This is a genomic window from Rhodococcus sp. 14-2470-1a, from assembly GCF_002259425.1.
GTDB classification, from domain to species: Bacteria; Actinomycetota; Actinomycetes; order Mycobacteriales; family Mycobacteriaceae; genus Rhodococcoides; species Rhodococcoides fascians_E.
Genome location: NZ_NPFZ01000001.1, coordinates 44,890 through 66,991, shown reverse-complemented (window position 1 = coordinate 66,991; position 22,102 = coordinate 44,890). Strand labels below are relative to the sequence as shown.

Sequence of the window (22,102 nt, the reverse complement as noted above, 5' to 3'; positions counted from 1 at the left end):
CCGAGGTGTGCATGACATGTCGGTGGCCCATGATCCAATCGAGGAATGAGTTCGGACAGTCGGAGCGGCACCCAGCACGGGGGTAGGCACGCCGCTGCGGCCACCCTCGTGCGGGCACCGAAGGTCGCCGTACCGCCCCGGACGTGGACGGGTTCTGCGGCGCACATGCTCGCCGGGCGGACCGACGCCGTGTCCGCTGCGGTGGACGGCGCACCCGCCTGGCAGCCGTGGCAGGTGATCGGAGGTCCGGGTACTGGTAAGTCCTCCCTGGTCGCGGACTACGCGGTGTCGCGGATCGTCGCCGGTGACCCGGAAGCGGTCCTCGTGCTGACTCAGTCGAAGCGCGCGGCCACCGCGATGCGTCAGCAGATCACCGGGGGATTGTTCGCCGGTGAGCACGCCGTGCGCGCAACACGGGAGCCCCTGGTACGAACGGTACATTCCTACGCTTTCGCTGTGCTGCGCCTGCAGGCGGCCATTCACGGCAACCCGCCCCCTCGGCTGCTCACCGGCGCCGAACAGGACGCCGTCGTCCGCGAGATGCTGCGCGGCGACCTCGAGGACGGAGCCCAGGACTGGCCGGACCGATTGCGTCCCGCGCTCGGCATGGCGGGGTTCGTCACCGCGGTACGCGACCTCATGCTGCGTTCGGCAGAACGCGGGATCGGTCCGGAGGATCTGGTGAAACTGGGTCGTAAGCATGCGCGTCCGGAGTGGATGGCCGTCGGAAAGTTCGCCGCGCGGTACGAGCAAGCGATGCTGCTGCGCGGAGCCGTCGGAGTCGAGGCGGCAGGCGCGTCGGCACCCGGGCTGGACGCTGCCGAACTCATCGGCAGTGCACTGATGGCGTTCGCCACCGACCCCGATCTCCTTCATTCCGAGCGCGCCCGCATCAGACACCTCGTCGTCGACGATGCGCAGCATCTGGATCCGCAAGCCGCACAGCTGGTTCGGTTGATCGGTAGCCGCACGGAATCGACGGTGATCGCCGGAGACCCGGATCAATCGGTGTTCACCTTCCGCGGCGCCGACCCGTCCTTTCTGGCCGACCTCGCCGACGCCGGGTCCGAGCGACACGTGATGCTCGACCGAAATTTCCGCAGCGCACCCGCAGTCGCTGCTGTCACCGCGAGGATCAGCGGCCGTCTACCCGGCCTCGGTCGGCACCGCGCCCCGGAGGCAGTGGCGTCCGCGCAGTACGGCGACGCCCGAGCGCTCGTGCAGGTGCTGCCGTCGGCCGCGAAGGAAGCGGCGCTGATCGCGGACACGATGCGGCGCGCGCACCTCGTCGACGGCATGCCGTGGTCCGCGATGGCCGTGGTCGTACGGTCCGTTCCCCGCGTCATCGCGCCGCTGCGCCGAGCCTTGCAGGCGGCGGGGGTCCCGATCCTGACGCCGGCGTCGGAACTTCCGCTGCATCGTCAGCACGGCGCCGTCGGTCTACTGCTCGTGGTGCGCGCCCTGGTGGACCCGACCTTCGACGGTGAGGACGCGCTCGCCCTGCTGTCGGGTCCGGTCGGCGGCGCGGATCCGGTGGCACTTCGACGCCTCCGCCGCGGTGTCCGGCGTGTGGAGCTGGCCTCGGGAGGGGAGCGGGATTCGGCAGAGCTGCTGCGGCAGGCCATCACCGGAGTTCGATCGCAGTCCGGTAGCGACACCGCCCCCGAGACGGACCGTTCTCGGTGGATGGCCCAGTTGTCCGACGTGGAGGCGGCTCCGCTGCGCCGCGTGCTCGGTGTGGTGCGCAAGGCCAACGCCGTCGCACGCCGCGGACGTGGAGTCGAGGACGTGCTGTGGGCTGCGTGGCAGGCCTCCGGGCTCGAGCGGCGGTGGTCGGCGGCGTCGGCTCGTGGAGGATCGGCCGGTGCTCAGGCGGACCGTGATCTCGATGCCGTCGTCGCCCTGTTCGACAGCGCAGCCGCATACGTCGATCGTCTGCCGCAGGCGCGGCTCGCCGGGTTCGTCGAATACATTTCGCAACAACAGATTCCGACGTCGAATGGCATGGCCGGTGCTGTCCCCAAGGATGCCGTGACCGTACTGAGCGCACACTCGGCAGCGGGCCGGGAGTGGGATCTCGTGGCTGTAGCCGGTGTGCAGGAGGGCTTGTGGCCAGGTCTCCGGGCTCGCGGCAGCTTGTTGGGAACGGAATCCCTCGTCGATCTCGCGTCCGGAGTCGCCGACGACGTGACGTCGGACGGAACGTTGTCCAAGACGGCGCCTCTGCTCGCGGACGAGAGACGGTTGTTTCTGGTCGCATGCAGTCGAGCGCGGTCGACTCTGCTGGTCACTGCAGTGGACTCCTCGACGGGTGACACCGATCTGGTTCGGTCGCGCTTTCTCGACGAACTTCGAGGTAACGAGGATGCGTACGAGCTGGAGCAGGTTCCCGAGGTGCCGCAGCCTGCGGCACGAGTACTCGCTCTGCCCATGTTGGTCGCCGAGCTCCGCAGAGTCGTGTGCGACGCCGATGTCGCCGAACACGACCCGCAGAAGCACGCCCGCGCCGCGCGGCAACTGGCCAGGCTGGCCGACGCTGGGGTGAAGGGCGCACACCCACGCGAGTGGTTCGGAGTTGCGGGTACCAGTACCGACGCTCCGCTGTGGACACTCGGTGACGGCCCGGTACCGCTGTCGCCGTCCACCGTGGAGCAGCTCACCACATGCCCGCTCCGGTGGATGCTGGACCGCCACGGCGGCAACGACGGCGCCAACACCCACGCGGTGACGGGAACTCTCGTGCACACTCTCGTTCAGGCGGTTGCCGGAAAGATGCCTCCGGAGCAGGTCCGGCGTGCTCTCGAAACTGCCTGGGACGCGGTGGATCTCGGCTCGCAGTGGTTCTCGCGTCACGAGTTGGATCGCACCGGAGCGATGCTGGACACCTTCGAGAGATGGCTCAGTGGAACCCGAGGTGAGCTCACCGAAGCAGGGGTGGAGGTAGCAGTCGACGGTGTGCTCCCGGCGCGGACCGACGACGAACCGTCCGTAGCGCTCCGTGGACGAATCGACAGGCTCGAGCACGACCCGGACGGTCGGCCGGTGATCATCGACGTCAAGACGGCCAAGACGGTCATGTCCAAGGAGGACGCTCGCTCCCACAATCAGTTGGCCACCTACCAGGTGGCGGCCGCGGCCGGCGCCATCGAAGGAGAGCCGGCGGGCGAGCCGGGCGGAGCACGGTTGGTCTTCGTCGCCAAGCCCCACAAACAGGATGGTGCGACGCAGCGTATCCAGGAAGCGCCGACGCCGGAGAAGTTGGCCGAGTGGCGCGACACGGTTCACGCCGCGGCGTCGGCGACGCAAGGCCCGTATTTCGAGGCATTCGTGAACGACGGGTGCAGGCATTGCCCGGTGAAGTCCAGTTGCCCGGCGCAGGAAACCGGAAGGCAGGTCACCGAAAGTTGAGTACGGTCACCAAAATCGGCACACGGCTCGAACGTTCCGTTCGCGACGCACGGATCGATCCGATCGAGTTGTCTCGGGCGCTGGGGCAGAAGCATCCGCCGACAGCAGAACAGGCGGCAGTGATCTCGGCCCCGCTCGGGCCGACGCTCGTCGTCGCAGGAGCGGGAGCGGGCAAGACCGAGACCATGGCTGCGCGCGTCGTCTGGATGGTCGCCAACGAATTCGTCGACCCCGACGCCGTGCTCGGCCTCACGTTCACACGAAAGGCCGCGCAGCAGCTCACTTCGCGAATCCGGGCCCGCCTCGCGCGGCTCGCCGGTTCCGACATCGTTCGAGAACTCGATCCCAGTCTCGCTCTGCGAGAACGAATTCTGAGCGGTGAGCCGGAAGTGAGTACGTACCACTCGTACGCGGGGCGGCTGTTGACCGAGCACGGACTGTTGCTCCCGATCGAGCCCTCGGCCACACTCCTGTCGGAGACCGAACTGTGGCAGTTGGCGCATCGGGTGGTGAGCACGTGGGACGGCGACCTGGACACCGAACGCAACCCCACGTCGATCACCGAGGCGGTTCTTGCGCTGTCGGGTCAGCTCGCCGAGCATCTGGTCGCGCCCGACGCCCTCCGCGGCGCGCACCTGGAGCTCGATCGACTGGTCCACACCCTCGGCCCCGGTCCCAAGCAACGAGGCGGTCCGGCGAAGGCCCTGCTGGACATCGTCGATGCGCAGCACGCACGTGTTGCGTTGTTGCCACTGGTCGAGCGGCTCGCCGAGACACTGCGTCGCGAGGGTGCGCTCGACTTCGGCAGTCAGATGTCGCTCGCGGCACGGGTCGCGGCCGAACACCAGGACGTGGGCAGGTCCGAACGGAGCAGGTTCCGGCTGGTACTACTCGACGAGTATCAGGACACAGGCCATGCACAGAGAGTCCTGTTGTCCTCGTTGTTCGGTCGAGGATCCGACGCCACTCTCGCATTGACAGCGGTCGGTGATCCGATGCAGTCGATCTACGGATGGCGAGGTGCCTCGGCGGCCAATCTCCCGCGGTTCGCAACCGATTTCCCGCAGTCGAGCGGCGCACCCGCACCCAGGCTCGAACTGCTGACCAGCTGGCGCAATCCTGCCGAAGCGCTCGAACTCGCGAATCGGATCACGACGCCGCTCCGTGAGGGGGCTGGGAGCGGAGCCGGCGGGAGCGACCCAGGGGCTGGGAGCGGAGCCGGCGGGAGCGACCCGGGGGCTGGGAGCGGAGCCGGCGGGAGCGACCCGGAGACTGGTGTGTCGGTGCCGACGCTTCGGCCGCGGCCGGGGGTGGAGCCCGGTGACGTGAGGATTGCGTTGTCGGCGACGGTGCTCGACGAGCGCGAGTGGGTCGCGGACAGCATCGCCGGGGAGTATCGATCGGCGCTCGCCGAGGATCGGTTACCCCCGACGGCGGCAGTGTTGGTGCGTAGGAACGCCGACGCCGAACCGATAGCCGATGCACTACGCGCCCGGGGTCTTCCGGTCGAGGTGGTCGGACTCGGCGGCTTGCTGCACGTTCCGGAGGTCGCCGACGTCATCGCGATGCTCCGACTGGTCGCGGACCCGATGGCGGGAAGTGCAGCCATGCGTGTCCTCACCGGTTCGCGTTGGCAGATCGGTGCCGCCGACCTTCGTGCTCTGTCGCGGCGAATGCGGGAACTGGGAATTCGCTCCGGCCACGGAACATCGGGCCGAGTCGACGATGTGGCGGCGCTCGATGCCGCGCTCGAAAGTTCGCTCCCGGGTGAGCATTCGGAGGACGCCGGACTGGCGGACGCGATCGCCGATCCCGGTCCGGAGGAGCGCTATTCGGAGAGCGGATTCGCAAGGATCTCCGCGCTCGCCGCCGAGGTGCATGCACTACGGGATCGAATCGGTCAGCCTCTGACGGAGCTCGTGGCCGACATCGAGCGGTCGATGGGCATCGGAATCGAAGCCCAGGCTCGTACGCCGATGTCCGCCGTTGGAGTGGTCGGCCGCGAGCACCTCGACGAATTCGCGGTTGTCGTGGCCGATTACGCCGACAATCCCAGCTCGACGGTCACCGGTTTCCTTGCCTTTCTCGCCGCGGCGGAGACCGTCGAGGACGGACTTGCACCAGGGGAGATCGAGGTGGCGCCGCACCGAGTGCAGGTGCTCACCGTGCATTCGGCGAAGGGCCTCGAATGGGAGGTCGTCGCTGTCCCGCACGTGTCCAAGGGTGTTTTTCCGTCGTCGACGGCTGCATCGACCTGGCTCGGCGCGATGGCGGAGCTTCCGCCGACACTGCGCGGAGACAGATCGGTCGCCGACGACAGCGGTCGGATGTCCGAGGGCGTCCCCGTTCTGGAACTCGACGACGTGCACAACCGTAAGGACCTCGCCGACGCCATCGACCGGCACAAGGACGCGCTGGCACGTCGCCGGTCGGCCGAGGACCGCCGCCTGTTCTACGTAGCGCTCACCAGGACGGAACGGGTCCTGTTCGTCTCGGGTCACCACTGGGACGAGACGAGCAGCAAACCGCGCGGACCGTCCGACTTCCTCAGTGAGGTGCGGGCCGTCCTCGACGACGGCTCCGATCGCGGCCGCCCTGTCGGCGTCGTCGATCATTGGGACGCCGCGCCCGAGGACGGATCGGAGAATCCGCTTGCGGCCCAGCCTCATTCTGCCCTGTGGCCGCGAGATCCGCTGGGACTGCGCCGCGACGCCGTGGAGCGTGGAGTGAGGGCGGTCCTGAGCGTGGACACGTCGCAGCCTTCCGGGCACGACGACGAATCCGATCCGGAGAACTGGGCTGCCGACGTCGATGCTCTGCTCGCCGAACGAGAGGAGCGTATGCACACCAGGGTGGATGTGGAGTTGCCGCACAACCTCTCGGTGAGTCAGCTCGTCGATCTCGCCGCAGATCCGGACGCGTTGGCGTCGCGACTTCGTCGACCGTTGCCGTTTCCTCCCAACCCTCTGGCGCGTCGAGGTACAGCGTTCCACGCCTGGATCGAGCGACGCTTCGGGGCGACGAGGTTGTTGGATCTCGACGAGCTACCGGGTTCGGCGGACACGGGTGCCTCCGCCGATGTCGATCTCGAGACGCTGCAGCAGGCCTTCCTCGACTCCGACTGGTCGCTTCGTAGTCCGATCGAGGTCGAGGTTCCGTTCGAGACGTCCGTTGCCGGGACGGTACTTCGGGGCCGGATCGATGCGGTGTTCGCCGATTCGGACGGTGGATGGACCGTCATCGACTGGAAGACGGGGCAGGAGCCGACTGCCGCCGAGGAGAAGTCGGTGGTCATGCAGCTCGCTGCGTATCGCATCGCGTGGGCCGAACTGATGTCCGCGTCGACTGCGGAGCCCGTTCCTCTGGATCGTGTGCGTGCCGCGTTCCATTACGTGCGCAGCGGCCGGACCATCGCTCCGAACGACCTGCCCGACGCCGGGCGACTCGCGACCCTCATCGACGGGACCCGGGACATCGAGTTCGGCGAGAGACCGTGAGCGTCAGGACAGTCGTCGTACCTTCAGGGCTTCGGTCACCAGTGGAATCTGGAGCGGAAGACGGGCCAGCACAGCGGCTTTGACGACGGGGGAGGTCTTGGGGTTACTCACGAACCTGCGCGCCATGTCGATGTTTGCGGGAAACACTGCGATGAAGAGCGCTGCAGCGAGCCCGCCACCGAGGCGCCGTGTCGCCGGAACGGCCACTGCACCGGCCACGGCGAGCTCGGCGATTCCCGACACCTGCGTGTACGTGCGCGCCTTGCCCGGAAGAGCGCGGGGTACCTGCATGTCGAAGAACTGGGGGGTGACGAAGTGGAGGACCCCCGCGCCGCCCAGAAGAACGGCGAGTCGTGCGGCCGCGGCGTGACTCGTGCGCTGTGTCATGGCTACACCGTGCCACAAGCGGCGACGACAGTGGTCGACGCGTCGGCACGAGCGAAATCGCGGATTGGGGTTAGGCTGCCAGCCGGACCGTTGCGGTGAACGAACGGGCTGCGGCGAGTGCAGATGCGACGAGAGCAGAGAAGGAAACGTGGCTGGTAGATTGCGTGCCCGCTTGAGTGCGGGCGACACGCTGACCGACAAGCCGGACTTCGCGTTGGTGGGTGTTCTGCGGGTTCCGGAGTTGCAGAGCAGCCCGTGGCGCGCGATCTATCGGCGCATCCTCATCGCGCTCGCGGCCTTGCTGCTGGCCGCGGTGATCGTGTACCTGGACCGCGACGGGTATCGGGACGCTCAGGACAACGAACTGTCCTTCCTCGATGCGCTCTATTACGCGACGGTCTCGTTGTCCACGACCGGATACGGCGACATCACTCCGATCGCGCCGTCGGCCCGCCTCGTCAACATTCTGGTGATCACACCACTTCGAATCTTCTTCCTCATCTTGTTGGTCGGCACGACGCTCGCGGTTCTCACGGAGCGTTCCCGGCAGGCATTCAAAATTCAGCGATGGAGGCGCAGCGTGCGCAATCACACCGTGGTCATCGGTTTCGGAACGAAGGGCCGCACCGCGGTCGACGCCATGCTCGGGGACGGTGTTCCCGCGTCGGAGATCGTCGTCGTGGACACGGACCAGACGGTCCTCGATTCCGCGTCCAACATGGGGTTGGTCACGGTGCACGGTTCCGCGACCAAGTCGGACGTGTTGCGATTGACCGGCGCGCAGCACGCCGCAGCGATCATCGTCGCCACCAACCGCGACGACACCGCGGTGCTGGTGACGCTCACCGCGCGCGAGATCGCGCCGAAGGCCAAGATCGTCGCGTCGGTACGAGAGGCCGAGAACACTCACCTGGTTCGGCAGTCGGGTGCGGACTCGGTGGTGGTGTCCTCGGAGACCGCAGGACGTCTGCTCGGCATCGCTACCTCGACGCCGAGCGTGGTGGAGATGATCGAGGATCTCCTGACGCCGGAGGCCGGATTCGCTGTCGCCGAGCGCGAAGTCGAGCGCGACGAGGTGGGCGGGTCGCCGCGGCACCTCACCGACATCGTGTTGGGCGTCGTGCGCGGAGGCAAGCTGTACCGCGTCGGATCGCCCGAGGTCGACGCCGTCGAGGCATCGGATCGTCTGCTCTACATCCGCCGCGTAGGGGAGTGAACGCGCGGACGATCCAGTCCACGCGGTCGGACGAGCGTCCGAGCGGGCGCAGTAGGGTTCAGTGGTGCCACGATTCGAACTCGCTTCTCCACCGTTGTTGTCCCGCTCGCCACTCGATCGAGCCGAGGAACTTCGAAAGAACACCGACGCGCTGCGCAGCGGCTGGCCGACGGCGAAGGTACTGCAGGTCGATCACCGAGGAAGGCTCCGGGTCGAGGGCGATTCTCTGGTGTACGTCGATGCGACGGACCTCGGTTCGGAACCCGCGCTGGACGCCGTGTTTCTCGGCATCGACGACGGACGTCATCTGTGGGCGCAGCGCGTCGGGGCTCTGACCGGCGAGCTGGGGGACCTTCGGACCATCGGTGAGCGTCTGGACGCGACCCAGCTGTCGATCCTGACGAGCGCGCTCGCGATCCTGAACTGGCATGCGAGTGCAAGCTTCAGTGCGCTCGACGGCGCAGCGACGACTCCGTCGGCGGCCGGGTGGTCGCGTGTCAGCACGTCCAACGGCCACGAGGAGTTTCCCCGCACGGACCCCGCGGTCATCTGCCTCGTGCACGACGGAGCGGACAAGGTCCTCCTGGCCCGGGCTCCGGCGTGGCCGGAGCGTCGATTCTCGGTCCTCGCGGGCTTCGTCGAAGCAGGCGAATCGCTCGAGACCTGCGTCCTACGGGAGATCCGCGAGGAAGTCGGCATCACCGTCTCCGACATCACGTACCTCGGCAGTCAGCCGTGGCCGTTTCCGCGGTCGGTGATGATCGGGTTCTCCGCCGTCGCCGATCCCGAGGTTCCGCTGAACTTCCTGGACGGTGAGATCGCCGAGGCGCACTGGTTCGACCGCAGCGAGGTCCGAGCGGCTCTCGAAGTCGGCGACTGGGCCGCCGACTCCGACTCACGGCTTCTGTTGCCCGGCTCGATCTCGATCGCCCGGGGCATGCTCGAAGCGTGGGCGGGCTCCGCCGGTTAGGTTGCGCAGCGTCGTTACCGCGTCCGACCCGCCACGCGTGGCATCAGAGTCCGAGTGCGCTCTTGACGGCGGCGAGTGACGGGTTGGTCGCGGTCGAGCCGTCGGCGTACAGAACCGTCGGGACGACGTGGTTGCCGCCGTTGACGCTGCCGACGAACTCGGCGGACTTCGGATCTTCCTCGATGTCGATCTCGGCGTACGCGATGCCGGCTTCGTCGAGCTGGGTCTTCAGACGCCTGCAGTAACCGCACCACGTCGTGGAGTAGACGGTCAGTGCCGCGGGGGACTCGGGTGCTGAGTTCTCGGTGGTAGTCACGAGACGATTCAACACCGATGCCGAATGTGTTGTTCCGTCGGTCGAGTGAGCACCGGCGGAGTCCGAGGCGGCAGACGGGATGACGGGTGTGTCGGCACCCCCTGACAAGATGGAGACCATGTCTGTGGATTCGATGACCGCCGGGTTGGATCCCGAACAGTCGGCCGCGGTAGCTGCCCCACGAGGCCCCGTCTGCGTTCTCGCCGGTGCGGGTACCGGCAAGACGAGGACCATCACGAGGCGCATCGCACACCTCGTCGACGCCGGTCACGTGTCGGCCGGGCAAGTCCTCGCAGTGACCTTCACGGCGAGGGCCGCGGGGGAGATGCGCGGCCGGTTGAGAGAACTGGGTGTCGGTGGTGAGGGCCCGTCCGTGCAGGCCCGCACGTTCCACGCTGCTGCGCTGAGGCAGCTGAAGTACTTCTGGCCTCAGGTGGTCGGGGACACGGGCTGGCAGCTTCTGGATCGGAAGTTCGCCCTGGTGAGCCAGTCGGCGCATCGCGCCGGAGTGTCCACGTCGACGGACTCCGTGCGCGATCTGGCCGGTGAGATCGAATGGGCGAAGGGCTCGTTGATCGCACCCGAGGACTACCCGGCAGTGGCCGCGCGGCTGCGCCGGGAGGTGCCGATGGATGCTGCGAAGGTCGCCTCGGTCTACGCCGGGTACGAGGATTTGAAGTCGCACGGCGGCGACGGAATGCTGCTGGATTTCGACGACTTGCTGCTGCACACCGCTGCTGCGCTCGAGGAGCATTCTGCCGTCGCCGACGAGTTCCGTGAGCGGTACCGCTGCTTCGTGGTGGACGAGTACCAGGACGTGACGCCTCTGCAGCAGCGTGTGCTCGATGCCTGGCTCGGTGAACGTGACGACCTGACGGTCGTCGGTGATGCGAATCAGACGATCTACTCGTTCACCGGCGCGACCCCGCGGTACCTACTGGATTTCTCGCGACGCTTTCCCGACGCCACCGTCGTGCGTCTCGAGCGTGACTACCGATCGACTCCCGAGGTGGTGTCGCTCGCCAACCGGGTGATCGGTGCAGCGCGCGGGCGGATCGCCGGGACTCGGCTGCAATTGATCGGGCAACGCCCGGCAGGCCCAGAACCGGAGTTCTTCGAGTACGACGACGAGCCGGCCGAGGCCGACGGTGTCGCTCGGGCGATCAAGAGGTTGATCGGCAAGGGCGTCGCGCCCGCGGAGATCGCGGTGCTCTACCGCATCAACGCGCAGTCGGAGGCGCACGAGCAGGCTCTGACGGAGTTGCAGATTCCGTACCAGGTCCGTGGCGGTGAAGGGTTCTTCAACAGACCTGAAGTGCGGCAGGGTATTTCGGCTCTTCGCAGCGCCGCCGGCAGGGAAGATCTGCCGGACGAGTCCAAGTGCGGCGACGGCCTGCCGTCGCTGGTGCGCGCTGTACTGGCGCCGCTCGGTTTGACGTCGACGGAGCCGACGGGTGCGCAGGCGCGGGAGAAGTGGGCATCGCTCGGCGGGCTGGTACAGGTCACCGAAGAATTGTTGGCGCAGGATCCGGCGCTGGATCTGGATCGTCTGCTCGGTGAACTGGCGGCCCGCGCCGAGGCGCGGCATCCACCGGTCGTCCAGGGTGTGACGTTGGCGTCGCTGCATGCAGCGAAGGGTCTCGAGTGGGACGCTGTCTTCATCGTCGGACTCGCCGACGGCACGCTGCCCATTTCGCATGCGCTCGGCAGCGACCCGAGTGCCAACAACGACGCCGCGATCGAAGAGGAACGGCGGCTGCTGTACGTCGGCGTCACTCGTGCGCGCGAGCATCTGCATCTGTCCTGGGCGCTCGCGCGCAACGAGGGCGGTCGCAAATCCAGGCGTCGGTCGCGTTTTCTCAACGGATTGATTCCCGAGGATTCACCCGCATCACGCATCGCCACTCCGACGACCAAGAAGTCCGGACCCAAGTGCAGGTTGTGCGGCAAACCGTTGATCGGAACGGCGGCGACCATGCTCGGTCGCTGCGAAAGTCACCCGACGGACGTCGATGTTGCTCTGCTCGATGCGTTGAAGGCATGGAGGTTGGACAAATCGCGGGAGCTGAAAGTGCCTGCCTACGTTGTCTTCAGCGATACGACGCTCACGGCCATCGCAGAGCAGCAACCACAGGACGACCGCGGTCTCGTGGCCATTCCCGGGATCGGCGCGAAGAAGTTGGAACGTTTCGGTGAGGACGTCCTGACCGTCGTGCGGGAATCATCGACCAACTGATGTAAAGCCGCAGGTAGAAAATAACTTGTGCAGTTTCGACCAACAGGTTTAGTCTGTTTTCACCGCTCGCGGGAGACCGCGTGCCACAGACATTGTCCGCATATCGATTCGGAAGTAGGAGGTGGAGAACATGAAGATTTTCAATTCGATCGTCACGAGCGCTGTCGCACCCGCGACCGACGCACGGCTGATGCACGTCCTCGGTAGCTCCGCTCACTTCTCTTCCGCGTCGACGGGCGCGGCAGTGCGCGTCGCCGGAGCGCATCAGCTCGCGGCCGACGCAGCCTGCGCACCAGCAGCAGTCGTTCCAGCCGCTGCAGCGGCCGAAGCTTCTGCCGCCCAGTGGTTCGCCGCCAAGGCGTCCCCCGCAGCCCGCCGTCGCCGTACGGCAGTGGTGTCCGTGGTCGAAAGTCGATATCGAGAGAAATCTCGGTAGAGCTTTCGACTTGCCTTACAGGCCACGGACCCGCATACGCGGACCGTGGCCTTTTTCGTTCGATGAGTCCCCTCGAATTCGAACTTCTCGGCCCGACCGGTTCGCTCAGATACCGAACAACCGTAAACACGCCGCACGAAAAGTAGAGGAGACCGACGTGTCAACCGCCACGATCCGGACGACATGCCGATACGAACGATCCGAACATGCTGCAACCGAGCGATACTCGGCCACGCACCTCGGCGACCAGGCGACCCCGGCCAGCGAGACCTCCTCGTTGGACACCCAGAATGCCGGCACCCTCGGCGACGAAGTGCCGTGCCGTGTGGCCGATCCGGATCTCTGGTTCGCCGAGACACCGGGAGAATTGGAGCGAGCAAAGGCGCTGTGCGCCGAATGTCCCATTCGGCGCACGTGTTTGAGTGCCGCACTCGACCGTGCCGAGCCATGGGGAGTATGGGGAGGTGAGATTCTCGATCAGGGAGTCGTCATCGCCCGCAAGCGCCCGCGTGGACGGCCGCGGAAGCAGCAGGTCGCGTGACCTGGATGCGATCCGGTGTTCGCCGTATCCATTGCACACCACGGGCGTATCCGCCCCGTTCTCGGACGAGACCGATCAGGTCTCGTCCGAGAACCCAGGCATCCACTCCGTCAGGATGGCCATGTACGGCGCGTAGGCATCCAATTGCGCGCAGATGCCCACGAGTCCGCCCAGCACCCTGAAGATCATGACCTGCTCGGCAGGCATGTTGAGCGCCCGCGCGGTCTTGAACTGCGCACTGTCGAATTCCGTTGCCGTACCAGCAGCTTTCTGCAGCCACGACCTGGTGAAGTGAAAAGAGTCGGTCCTGATCGGATCGGTGAACGGACGTAGGTAATCGGCAATCTCCCTCGCCGTCACCGTTCTACCTGGAATCACGAAACCACTGGCCGTACACAGTTCGACCAGTTCGTCGAACTTTTCTTCCCGCGCCAGCCTGACCATCCGGCCCAACACCGGCGGGAGGCCGTCGGGCATCGGTGCGGTGGCCCCGAAGTCGATCACACCGAGACGCCCGTCGGGCAGCATCATGAAGTTGCCGGGGTGCGGATCGGCGTGCAGCAGGCCCGCGAGTGCGGGCGCAGCGAACGCGAAAAGCACCAGAAGCTCACCCGCGGCATTGCGCTGCTCCACGGAACCGTCGGCGATGATCGACGACAACGAAGTACCGCTCATCCATTCGGTGACCAGCACCTTGGGTGCACTCGCCACCACGCGGGGCACAGCGAACCGGCTGTCACCGTCGAACGTCGACGCGAACACACGTTGGCTCGCCGCCTCGATCCGATAGTCCAGTTCGTCCTCCGTACGGGCGATCAACTCGTCGAGGACTGGTTTGACGTCGGCCCCGGTGAAGATCGCACTGAAGGTGTTGGCAAACCGCGACATCGTCTTCAGGTCGGCACGGAGCGCGTCGTCTGCACCCGGATACTGCACCTTCACAGCGACGTCTCGGCCGTCGGACCATACTGCACGGTGCACCTGCCCGATGCTCGCCGACGCGATCGGGGTGTCGTCGAACGAAGCGAACCGTGACCGCCAGGCGGTGCCCAGCTGCCTGTCCAGTACCCGGTGCACCTTCGCGGCGGGAAGCGGCGGAGCGTCTGCCTGCAGCTTGGTGAGAGCCTCGCGGTACGGTTCGGCGAACTCCTCCGGCACGGCGGCTTCCATCACGGACAACGCTTGCCCGAATTTCATTGCACCGCCCTTGAGCTCGCCCAGTACCGAGAACAACTGCTCGGCAGCTTTGGCGGCAAGATCGGAGTCGATCTCCTGGCGGTTCCCCCCGGCCAACTTCTTTCCGAAACCGACTGCAGCCCGACCGGCGATACCGATCGGGATGCGCGCGAGTTTGGCTGTCCGGGCCGAACCCCGGCGTGGAATGTCTGGCACGCCTCCATCATGTCGGACGGGACGACATTCTGCCGAGACTGCAGGCCACAGCGCCTGTGTTCGCGTCGTTCGTCACACGGCACAATCGCAGTGCGGATGACGAGTCCACCGACGCCGTTCGATGACGTGCGAGCCGAGGTCGATCTCGACGGTCGTGTCGATCAACGACGGTCGACGGTCGCGGACGAACTGGTGTATCTGTCCGAGAACGACCGCCGCGGCTGCCAGGACGGTGGGTTTGTCCGCATGCCCGACGCTGCCGAGGAGCTGCGCGGAGATGTGCGGCCACTGTGGGTCGAGGCCGCCTCTGGTCAGGTCGGCGCACCGGAGACAACTCGTCGTCCCCGGAATGACGAACGGACCGACCACGCCCGTGCCGTCGCGCAACCGAACCTGCACGTGCGGTGTTCTGGCGCGAACCAGCTCGGTCACGAGATGTGGATCAGGGGCCAGGTCGTCCGTGAGAACCGCGACATCGCCGGCCGTGATGGCGGAGCCCGCGACTTTGCCCGCCCCCGACGAGGAACGCCGGACCGTGATCGAGGACGACGTCGGGAGGCCCGCGACGACAGCGTCGGCCAGCGGCCCGCGTCCGACGACGTGCACCACGGTCTGCGTCGTTCCCTCGGGAACGTGAGGCCGCGAACGCCCTTCGACCAACAGTTCTGCCTCGACGAGCTCGGCCAGCAGTGTGGACATCGCACTGGCGGACATCCCGACGGTGCCCGCGTACCAGATCGTGTGGGCTCTCGAATGAACTCCGTCGAGCCGACGCAGTAGATCGACGAGGACGTCGTACTCGACACCCGGCGGAGGCGTGACGACGAACGACCGATCCGGATTCCACCCGAGTCGGATCGTGCCGTCTCGTTGCGAGAACACCGGTACGTCGAGCCTGGGCCGCCGCAGCATCGGAACCGGCTGGGCAGAGTGGGGTGATTCCTGGGCGGACATGGACGCAGAGTTGCACACGACGCATCCCCGTCGACGGCGTCGAGGACGGGTTATCCACAGGCCGTCGGACGCCTCACCAGCGCGATCGAGACAAAACGAGGGATGCGCCGAAAATTTCGGCACACCCCTCGTCGACCGTGAATTCGGGATCAGCCGGTGCTGCCGGCGTCCCCGTCCTTCTTGTCCCCGTCGTCCGTGTCCGTCTCGTCCGACTTGTTCTTGGCTGCTCGTTCCTGAGCCTCCATGGCCTCGAGCTGAGCGATGGGGTCGTCGAAGGAGCTGGACCCTCCGCCGATGACGCCGTCGACGAACCCGGCCGGGTCGTCAAGATCGGACGACACCGGCAGGAGGTCCGGGTGGGCCCAGACGCCGTCGCGTCCCTCGATCCCTGCGGCGGTGGTGAGTCGACGCCACAGATCGCCTGCTTCGCGAACCTTGCGCGGACGAAGTTCGAGGCCCACGAGCGTCGCGAACGTCTGCTCGGCCGGTCCACCGGATGCACGTCGGCGACGAATGGTTTCCGCGAGGGCCACGGCGCCGGGCAGCCTTTCCCCGAGGGCTTCGGAGACGACCGTCTCCACCCAGCCTTCGACGAGGGCGAGCAGAGTCTCGAGTCGTTCGAGCGCCTGCTTCTGTTCGGGAGTCGTCTGCGGCTCGAACGCGCCCTGCTGCAGAATCTCCTCGATCTTCGACGGATCGGTCAGCGACGCCGGGTCGAGGCCCGACGCGGCTTCCTCGATGGCCGAGAAGTCCATCCGGATACCGCGTGCGTACTCCTCGACCGTCGCCAGCACGCGCTGACGAAGCCACGGAACGTGGCTGTACAGGCGCTGGTGCGCAGCTTCGCGGGCTGCGAGGAACACCAGAACTTCACGTTCGGGTTGTTCCAACCCTTCGGTGAACGCCGTGATGGACTCGGGGAGAAGCGCGGACACTCCGTTCGGTCCGAGGGGAATTCCGATGTCGGTCGACGTCAGAACCTCCTTGGACAGCTGCCCCAACGCCTGGCCGAGCTGGGAACCGAACGCCATGCCGCCCATCTGCGTGAGCATCCCCATCATCGGTCCCGCCATCTGCTGCGCTTCGGCAGGCAGACCGGCAGTCCACATTCCGGAAATCTGCTCGGCCACCGGATCGCACAGCCTCTTCCAGGTGTCGATCGTGTTCTCCAACCAGTCGACCGGAGTCCACGCCGACGTCTTGGACGCACCAGCGGGAAGAGTCGTCGCGCCGTCGAGCCACAGTTCCGCGAGATGAGCGGCCTCGGAGACCGCGTCGGCCTTGCCCTTGCCGACGGGAGTGAAGTCCCCGATCTGCTGGCGTGCCAACTGCTTGGCCAGGTCGTAGTTGACCGGGCCCGCAGCGGAGCCACCGGCACCGGGCGCACCCATGCCGCTCAACATCTGCCCGAACTGGGTGAGCATCTGCCCCAGGGCCGCAGGATCGAAACCCTCGGTGCCGAAGCCGAAACCGCCGGGATTACCGCCGGAGCCCTCGCCACCGCTCTGATCCTTCTTCTTGTCCGGATCCTCGTCGGAGCCCTGAAAACCGAAATTGCTCATAAGTCAACGGTACAAGGCGAGGGCGCGAACAGCACCGCTGGTGATCACGCTTACGGCGAACGCTGTGAGTGGAGCCTGCGGAATGAACCGGTGGGCTGTGAGTGGAGCCTGCGGAATGAACCGGTGGGCTGTGAGTGGAGCCTGCGGAATGAACCGGTGGGCTGTGAGTGGAGCCTGCGGAATGAACGGGGAGGCTGTGAGTGGAGCCTGCGGAATGAACGTGGTGGGTTCTGACGGGGGTCTCACATCGTCGTCACAGTCGGCGGATCTATGTTTGTCGGGTGAATCGTCGGATTGCCACTCTTGTCGCCGCCCTCGTACCGGTTGTCGTGCTCGGTGTGGTCGGTACCGTCGTGACGGTTCCGTTCGCTGCGCTCGGACCGGGACCGACGTACAACACCCTCGGTGATGCGGACGGGGTTCCTGTCGTGCAGATCGACGGGACGGATGTCGATCCCACCACCGGGCATCTGAACATGACGACGGTGGCGGTGCGTGATCAGCTGAACATCTTCGAAGCGCTCGGTTACTGGGCGAGTGGACGGCAAGGGCTCGTCCCGCGCGAGGAGGTGTATCCGCCGAACAAGACGAAAGAAGAGGTCCAGGAAGGCAATCAGGCCGATTTCGAACAGTCCGAGAACAGTGCTCAGCTCGCGGCGCTGCACCATCTGGGACTGCCCGTTGTTCTCGTCGTCGGTTCGGTGGCGCCCGACGGTCCGGCCGCAGGCCTGTTGAACGAAGGTGAGCGGCTCGTGTCGGTGGCGGGGGAGCCCGTCGCTTCGGTCAGCGCTGTGCGTGAGGCGGTCAGTGCTCGCTCACCGGGGGAGTCCGTCGACATCGTCGTGGAGAAGGACGGTGCCACCCGGACCGAGTCGGTGGTGCTCGGTTCCCGTCCCGACGATGCGGAGTCCGGCTACCTCGGGGTCACACCTGCCGAGGAGCCCGACGTTCCGTTCACGGTCACGTTCAACCTGGCCGACGTCGGCGGGCCCTCGGCCGGTCTGATGTTCAGCCTGGCCGTCGTCGACAAGTTGAGTCCCGGCGAGCTGAGCAACGGCGATTTCGTCGCCGGGACCGGCACCATCGATTCGGCCGGAGCAGTCGGGCCGATCGGCGGCATTCCGTACAAGCTGATCGCTGCGCGTGAGGCCGGGGCGACGACGTTTCTGGTGCCGTCGCAGAACTGCGACGAGGCGTCGCAGAACGTTCCTGCCGGACTTCGTCTGGTCAAGGTCGATTCGCTCGACGGAGCCATCGACTCGCTCGATGCCCTCGGCCGCGGGGAAGACGCGCCCAGCTGCTGACGAATCGAGGTCAGTCGTCCTCGACGAGGTCGAATGTCGCGTGCAGGGCGGCGACGATGCCGGGTGCAAGGCCCTCGTAGAGCAGGAGCTCCACCGGGGCGAACGGATCCGCGTCCTCGTCGGGCTGCAACTGCAGAAGGGTCAGGGACGGACCGTCCTTGAGCACGGCTGCGATGAGCCTGCCGTCCTTGCGGTCGGGATGCGCATGGGCGGCGGCGCGGGCGGCGTCGTCGGCCGCGTCTCGGTCGGCGAGGAGTGGGACCAGTGCGTCGTCGAGTGCCGACTCCGCGGTGGGAGGCAGGACGACGATCTCCTGCACCAGTGCGCACCCGACGACACCGTCCGGCCACGTCGTGGTGGCCAGGAATTCGTCGAGCGCGGGCGATCCGCCGGTAATGTCCTCGGGTAGCGAGTGTTGCTGGATCGGGGTGAGCAACGCACCGTCGGCGAGGTCGTCGAGCAGTCCGGGTTCGGCGGCCGCCAGAAGTTCGGTGGGAACCAGCGCGAACAGCTGGGGGACCTGACCCCAGCCTTCACCGTCCACGAAGTCGGCGACCTCGCGCGCGCACCGCCCGAGAGCGGCACCGAGGGCATCGTTGTCGGCGTTGGGTTCCACGCCGTCACGGAACAGGTCGTCGCTGAAATCGCTCACCCGCCCATCTTCCCATTCCGCTGTTCGGCCGTCGCCGACCCATGGTCCGCGCGCGCAGGACGAAGGGGTGTCAGCGGCCGGTGCCGCCGTTCCGTACAGTGGTTCCCAAATCGGACAGGCGACGCACTCGGTGCGCCGTCGAACCCCATCAGCGATACCTAGGTGTATCGCCCGAAGTTGGAGTGTGGCACGTGGGCATGAGGGCCCCAACCGGTCTACCGTCGCTGTCGCGGCGCGGACGGATTCTACTTGTTCTGGCATTGGTCCTCGCAGCGTTGCTGCTTGTCGGCCCTCGCCTCATCGACACCTACACGAACTGGCTTTGGTTCGGGGAGGTCGGCTTTCGGCAGGTCTTCACGACCACGCTGCTGACGCGCGTCGTTCTGTTCCTGGTCGTCGGATTGTTCGTCGGCGCGGTGGTCTTCGCGTCGCTGCTGCTCGCGTACCGCAATCGGCCGGTGTTCGTTCCGGTCGCCGGTCCGAACGATCCGGTCGCCCGCTATCGCACCACGGTGATGAGCCGTCTGCGCCTGTTCGGTATCGGAATACCGTTGGCGTTCGGCATCATCTCGGGACTGATCGCGCAGACCAACTGGGTGACGGTCCAGTTGTTCCTCAACGGTGGCGAATTCGGAATCACCGACCCACAGTTCAACTTGGACTACGGCTTCTACTCGTTCGATCTGCCGTTCTACCGATTCATCCTGAACTGGCTGTTCGTCGCGACGCTGATCGCATTCTTCGCAAACCTGCTCACGCAGTACGTCTTCGGCGGAATCCGGCTGGCGGGTCGTGAGGGCGCTCTGACCCGCGCGGCGCGCATCCAGCTCGCGGTGCTCGCCGGATCGTTCGTGTTGTTCAAGGCGATCGCGTACTGGCTGGACCGTTACTCGCTGCTGTCCAGCGGACGCAAGGAACCCATCTTCACCGGTGCCGGCTTCACCGACATCAACGCGGTGCTTCCTGCCAAGCTGATCCTGCTCGCCATCGCGTTGATCTGTGCCGCAGCCTTTTTCGCCGCGATCTTCCTCCGTGATCTGCGTGTTCCCGCTCTCGCGACGGCACTCCTGGTGTTGTCCTCCATTCTCGTCGGCGCGGTCTTCCCGCTGCTGATGGAGCAGTTCTCGGTCCGACCGAACGCGGCCGAGAAGGAGCGTACGTACATCGAGCGCAACATCGCCGCGACGCGTGACGCGTACGGCATCGGTGACGATCAGGTGGAGTACCAGCCGTACTCGGGAGAAGGCTCGCAGAATCCCCGCGAGAGCGACGCGGACATCACGACCATCGCCAACACTCGTCTTCTGGATCCGAACGTGCTGTCTCGCACGTTCACCCAGCAGCAGCAGCTGAAGAACTTCTTCGGCTTCCCGTCGACCCTGGACGTCGACCGTTACGAGATCGACGGCCAGCTCCAGGACTACATCGTCGCCGCCCGTGAGCTGTCGCCGGAGTCCCTGACCGGTAACCAGACCGACTGGATCAACCGCCACACGGTCTACACCCATGGAAACGGCTTCGTCGCCGCGCCGGCCAATCGCGTCAACGCGGCCGTCGAGGATCCGACAGCAGAGGGTGCCACCAGCAACAGCGGCTACCCGATCTACACCGTCAGCGACATCGCCTCGCAGGGCCAGGATCAGGTCATCCCGGTCGATCAACCTCGCATCTACTACGGCGAGGTGATCGCCCAGGCCGACCCGGACTACGCCATCGTCGGCGCGACGGGCGCCGGTGACCGTGAATACGACACGGACGATTCCAACTACACCTACACCGGTGCGGGCGGCGTCTCGGTCGGCAACTGGTTCAACCGCCTCGCCTTCGCGGCGAAGTATGCCGAGCGCAACATTCTGTTCTCGGGCGCCATCGGTGACGACTCCAAGATCATCTTCAACCGCGATCCTCGGGACCGCGTCCAGAAGGTGGCCCCGTGGTTGACGACCGACACGGACTCCTACCCGGCGGTCGTGGACGGCAAGATCGTCTGGATTGTCGACGGTTACACCACGTTGGAGAACTTCCCGTACGCGCAGCGGGCGTCGCTGGACGGTCTGACCGCGGACAGCATCGAGCCCACGACCGGCAGGCCGCTCCCGCGCGAGGAAGTGTCCTACATCAGGAACTCGGTCAAGGCCACCGTCGACGCATACGACGGCACCGTGACGCTCTACCAGGTCGACGACACCGACCCGGTGTTGAAAGCGTGGATGGGTGTGTTCCCGGATTCGGTTCAGCCGGAGTCGGATATTTCGCCGGAGCTTCGGTCGCACTTCCGCTACCCGGAGGATCTGTTCAAGATCCAGCGCGAGATGCTGGCCAAGTATCACGTCGACAACCCCAGTGAGTTCTTCACCAACAACGCGTTCTGGTCGGTTCCCAGTGATCCGACGGTGGACGGCGGAACGGACTTGAATCAGCCTCCGTACTACGTGCTGATCGGTGATCCGGAGACCGGTGAACCGTCGTTCCGTCTGACCAGTGCGATGGTCGGGTTCAACCGTGAACTTCTCTCCGCGTACATCTCGGTGCGTTCGGATCCGGAGAACTACGGAAAGTTCACGGTGCTGCAGCTACCGACCAACACGCAGACGCAGGGTCCACAGCAGGCGCAGAACTCGATGACATCGGATTCGCGCGTGGCCTCGGACCGGACGCTTCTTCAGCAGTCCAACACGATTCAGTACGGCAACCTGCTGACCCTGCCCATCGCGAACGGCGGCATTCTGTACGTCGAACCGCTGTACACCGAGCGCAACACGGCGTCGACGTCGACGTTCCCACAGTTGACCAGGGTTCTCGTCAGCTACCGCGAGCCCGGTTCGGGAGGCGGCGTCCGCGTCGGGTACGCCGCAACGTTGTCCGAGGCCTTGGACCAGGTCTTCGGATCGGGTACAGGTACCGCGGCGACGGCACCGGGAGGTGACGCCGCGGATCCGCAGTCGACGGCAGAAGCGCCCGACACTGCGAACGGCACCGAGCAGGGAACGGCGCCGGCACCGGCGACGACGCCGCCGGCAACCGGTGGTCAGCCATCGGCCGCGGAGGTGCAGCGTCTGAACTCTGCTCTGGCCGACGTCAGGTCTGCACAGCAGAGCGGCGACCTGGGTCGTCTGGGTGACGCGTTCGATGCCCTTCAACAGGCCATCGACGCGTACAACGCCAACTGACCGTGTACTGATCCGGCAGCCGCACACACGAAGGCGCCCGCATCGCTTCTCTTCCTGAAGC

The 22,102-nt window shown here is 66.2% G+C and carries 15 protein-coding genes and 1 pseudogene; 9 read left to right on the top strand and 7 right to left on the bottom strand.

Annotated elements, in window-relative coordinates; genetic code table 11:
- Nucleotides 1-45: 45 nt before the first annotated feature.
- Both CH292_RS00330 and CH292_RS00325 read left to right on the top strand, forming a co-directional pair.
- On the top strand, nucleotides 46-3,408 hold the full coding sequence (locus CH292_RS00330) for an ATP-dependent DNA helicase (protein ID WP_094653771.1): 3,363 nt from the start codon (nucleotides 46-48) through the stop codon (nucleotides 3,406-3,408).
- On the top strand, nucleotides 3,405-6,905 hold the full coding sequence (locus CH292_RS00325; RefSeq protein WP_306437475.1) for an ATP-dependent DNA helicase: 3,501 nt from the start codon (nucleotides 3,405-3,407) through the stop codon (nucleotides 6,903-6,905). The genes CH292_RS00330 and CH292_RS00325 overlap by 4 nt, the downstream gene beginning before the upstream one ends.
- A 3-nt stretch (nucleotides 6,906-6,908) precedes the next feature.
- On the opposite strand, the gene CH292_RS00320 is transcribed toward CH292_RS00325, so the two are convergent.
- Nucleotides 6,909-7,292, bottom strand: coding sequence for a hypothetical protein (locus CH292_RS00320; protein WP_019666061.1), 384 nt, complete (start codon nucleotides 7,290-7,292; stop codon nucleotides 6,909-6,911).
- Nucleotides 7,293-7,440: 148 nt separating this feature from the next.
- Here CH292_RS00320 and CH292_RS00315 point away from each other — a divergent pair, with 148 nt between their 5' ends.
- Complete coding sequence (locus CH292_RS00315; protein WP_026347941.1) at nucleotides 7,441-8,508, top strand: TrkA family potassium uptake protein; 1,068 nt, start codon at nucleotides 7,441-7,443, stop codon at nucleotides 8,506-8,508.
- 64 nt (nucleotides 8,509-8,572) lie between these two features.
- Nucleotides 8,573-9,478 carry an NAD(+) diphosphatase gene (gene nudC, locus CH292_RS00310; RefSeq protein WP_037142684.1) on the top strand — a complete coding sequence of 302 codons (906 nt, stop codon included), beginning with the start codon at nucleotides 8,573-8,575 and terminating at the stop codon, nucleotides 9,476-9,478.
- A gap of 43 nt (nucleotides 9,479-9,521) precedes the next feature.
- Here the strand turns inward: nudC and CH292_RS00305 are convergent, their stop codons facing one another.
- Entirely contained in the window at nucleotides 9,522-9,794 is a 273-nt protein-coding gene (locus CH292_RS00305; RefSeq protein WP_026347939.1) for a mycoredoxin, read from the bottom strand.
- A gap of 109 nt (nucleotides 9,795-9,903) precedes the next feature.
- On the opposite strand from CH292_RS00305, the gene CH292_RS00300 reads away from it, so the two are divergent.
- From CH292_RS00300 to CH292_RS00290, 3 genes are all read left to right on the top strand, one after another.
- Nucleotides 9,904-12,030, top strand: a complete 2,127-nt coding sequence (locus CH292_RS00300) for an ATP-dependent DNA helicase UvrD2 (protein ID WP_037160962.1) — start codon at nucleotides 9,904-9,906, stop codon at nucleotides 12,028-12,030.
- A 130-nt stretch (nucleotides 12,031-12,160) separates the two neighbouring features.
- The gene (locus CH292_RS00295) at nucleotides 12,161-12,466 is read left to right on the top strand and encodes a hypothetical protein (protein ID WP_256977817.1); all 306 of its coding nucleotides are present in this window, start codon (nucleotides 12,161-12,163) and stop codon (nucleotides 12,464-12,466) included.
- Nucleotides 12,467-12,743: 277 nt separating this feature from the next.
- Nucleotides 12,744-13,007 (top strand): WhiB family transcriptional regulator, encoded by a 264-nt coding sequence (locus CH292_RS00290; protein WP_170947480.1) that lies wholly within the window; start codon nucleotides 12,744-12,746, stop codon nucleotides 13,005-13,007.
- Nucleotides 13,008-13,082: 75 nt separating this feature from the next.
- Here CH292_RS00290 and CH292_RS00285 read toward each other — a convergent pair whose 3' ends face one another.
- From CH292_RS00285 to CH292_RS29600, 4 genes and pseudogenes are all read right to left on the bottom strand, one after another.
- Complete coding sequence (locus tag CH292_RS00285; RefSeq protein WP_019666054.1) at nucleotides 13,083-14,399, bottom strand: AarF/ABC1/UbiB kinase family protein; 1,317 nt, start codon at nucleotides 14,397-14,399, stop codon at nucleotides 13,083-13,085.
- Between the two features lie 72 nt (nucleotides 14,400-14,471).
- Nucleotides 14,472-15,353 carry a hypothetical protein gene (locus CH292_RS00280; protein ID WP_094653769.1) on the bottom strand — a complete coding sequence of 294 codons (882 nt, stop codon included), beginning with the start codon at nucleotides 15,351-15,353 and terminating at the stop codon, nucleotides 14,472-14,474.
- A 149-nt stretch (nucleotides 15,354-15,502) separates the two neighbouring features.
- A complete protein-coding gene (locus CH292_RS00275) occupies nucleotides 15,503-16,915 on the bottom strand; it encodes a zinc-dependent metalloprotease (protein ID WP_094653768.1) in 1,413 nt (470 codons plus the stop codon).
- Between the two features lie 50 nt (nucleotides 16,916-16,965).
- A pseudogene (locus tag CH292_RS29600) lies at nucleotides 16,966-17,094 on the bottom strand (DUF1720 domain-containing protein); the annotation flags it as partial.
- Nucleotides 17,095-17,196: 102 nt separating this feature from the next.
- Here CH292_RS29600 and CH292_RS00265 point away from each other — a divergent pair.
- Nucleotides 17,197-18,219, top strand: coding sequence for a PDZ domain-containing protein (locus CH292_RS00265; RefSeq protein ID WP_094653766.1), 1,023 nt, complete (start codon nucleotides 17,197-17,199; stop codon nucleotides 18,217-18,219).
- 10 nt (nucleotides 18,220-18,229) lie between these two features.
- Here CH292_RS00265 and CH292_RS00260 read toward each other — a convergent pair whose 3' ends face one another.
- Nucleotides 18,230-18,835 carry a PPA1309 family protein gene (locus tag CH292_RS00260; protein WP_170947479.1) on the bottom strand — a complete coding sequence of 202 codons (606 nt, stop codon included), beginning with the start codon at nucleotides 18,833-18,835 and terminating at the stop codon, nucleotides 18,230-18,232.
- 227 nt (nucleotides 18,836-19,062) lie between these two features.
- Here CH292_RS00260 and CH292_RS00255 point away from each other — a divergent pair, with 227 nt between their 5' ends.
- Nucleotides 19,063-22,041 (top strand): UPF0182 family protein, encoded by a 2,979-nt coding sequence (locus CH292_RS00255; protein WP_026347936.1) that lies wholly within the window; start codon nucleotides 19,063-19,065, stop codon nucleotides 22,039-22,041.
- Nucleotides 22,042-22,102: the final 61 nt, after the last annotated feature.

Excerpts from the sequence above, each read along its gene's own strand:
- CH292_RS00275 (WP_094653768.1), bottom strand. The coding sequence starts at position 16,915 with ATGAGCAATTTCGGTTTTCAGGGCTCCGACGAGGATCCGGACAAGAAG.
- CH292_RS00320 (WP_019666061.1), bottom strand. The coding sequence starts at position 7,292 with ATGACACAGCGCACGAGTCACGCCGCGGCCGCACGACTCGCCGTTCTT.
- CH292_RS00300 (WP_037160962.1), top strand. The coding sequence starts at position 9,904 with ATGGAGACCATGTCTGTGGATTCGATGACCGCCGGGTTGGATCCCGAA.
- CH292_RS00330 (WP_094653771.1), top strand. The coding sequence starts at position 46 with ATGAGTTCGGACAGTCGGAGCGGCACCCAGCACGGGGGTAGGCACGCC.
- CH292_RS00280 (WP_094653769.1), bottom strand. The coding sequence starts at position 15,353 with ATGTCCGCCCAGGAATCACCCCACTCTGCCCAGCCGGTTCCGATGCTG.
- CH292_RS00295 (WP_256977817.1), top strand. The coding sequence starts at position 12,161 with ATGAAGATTTTCAATTCGATCGTCACGAGCGCTGTCGCACCCGCGACC.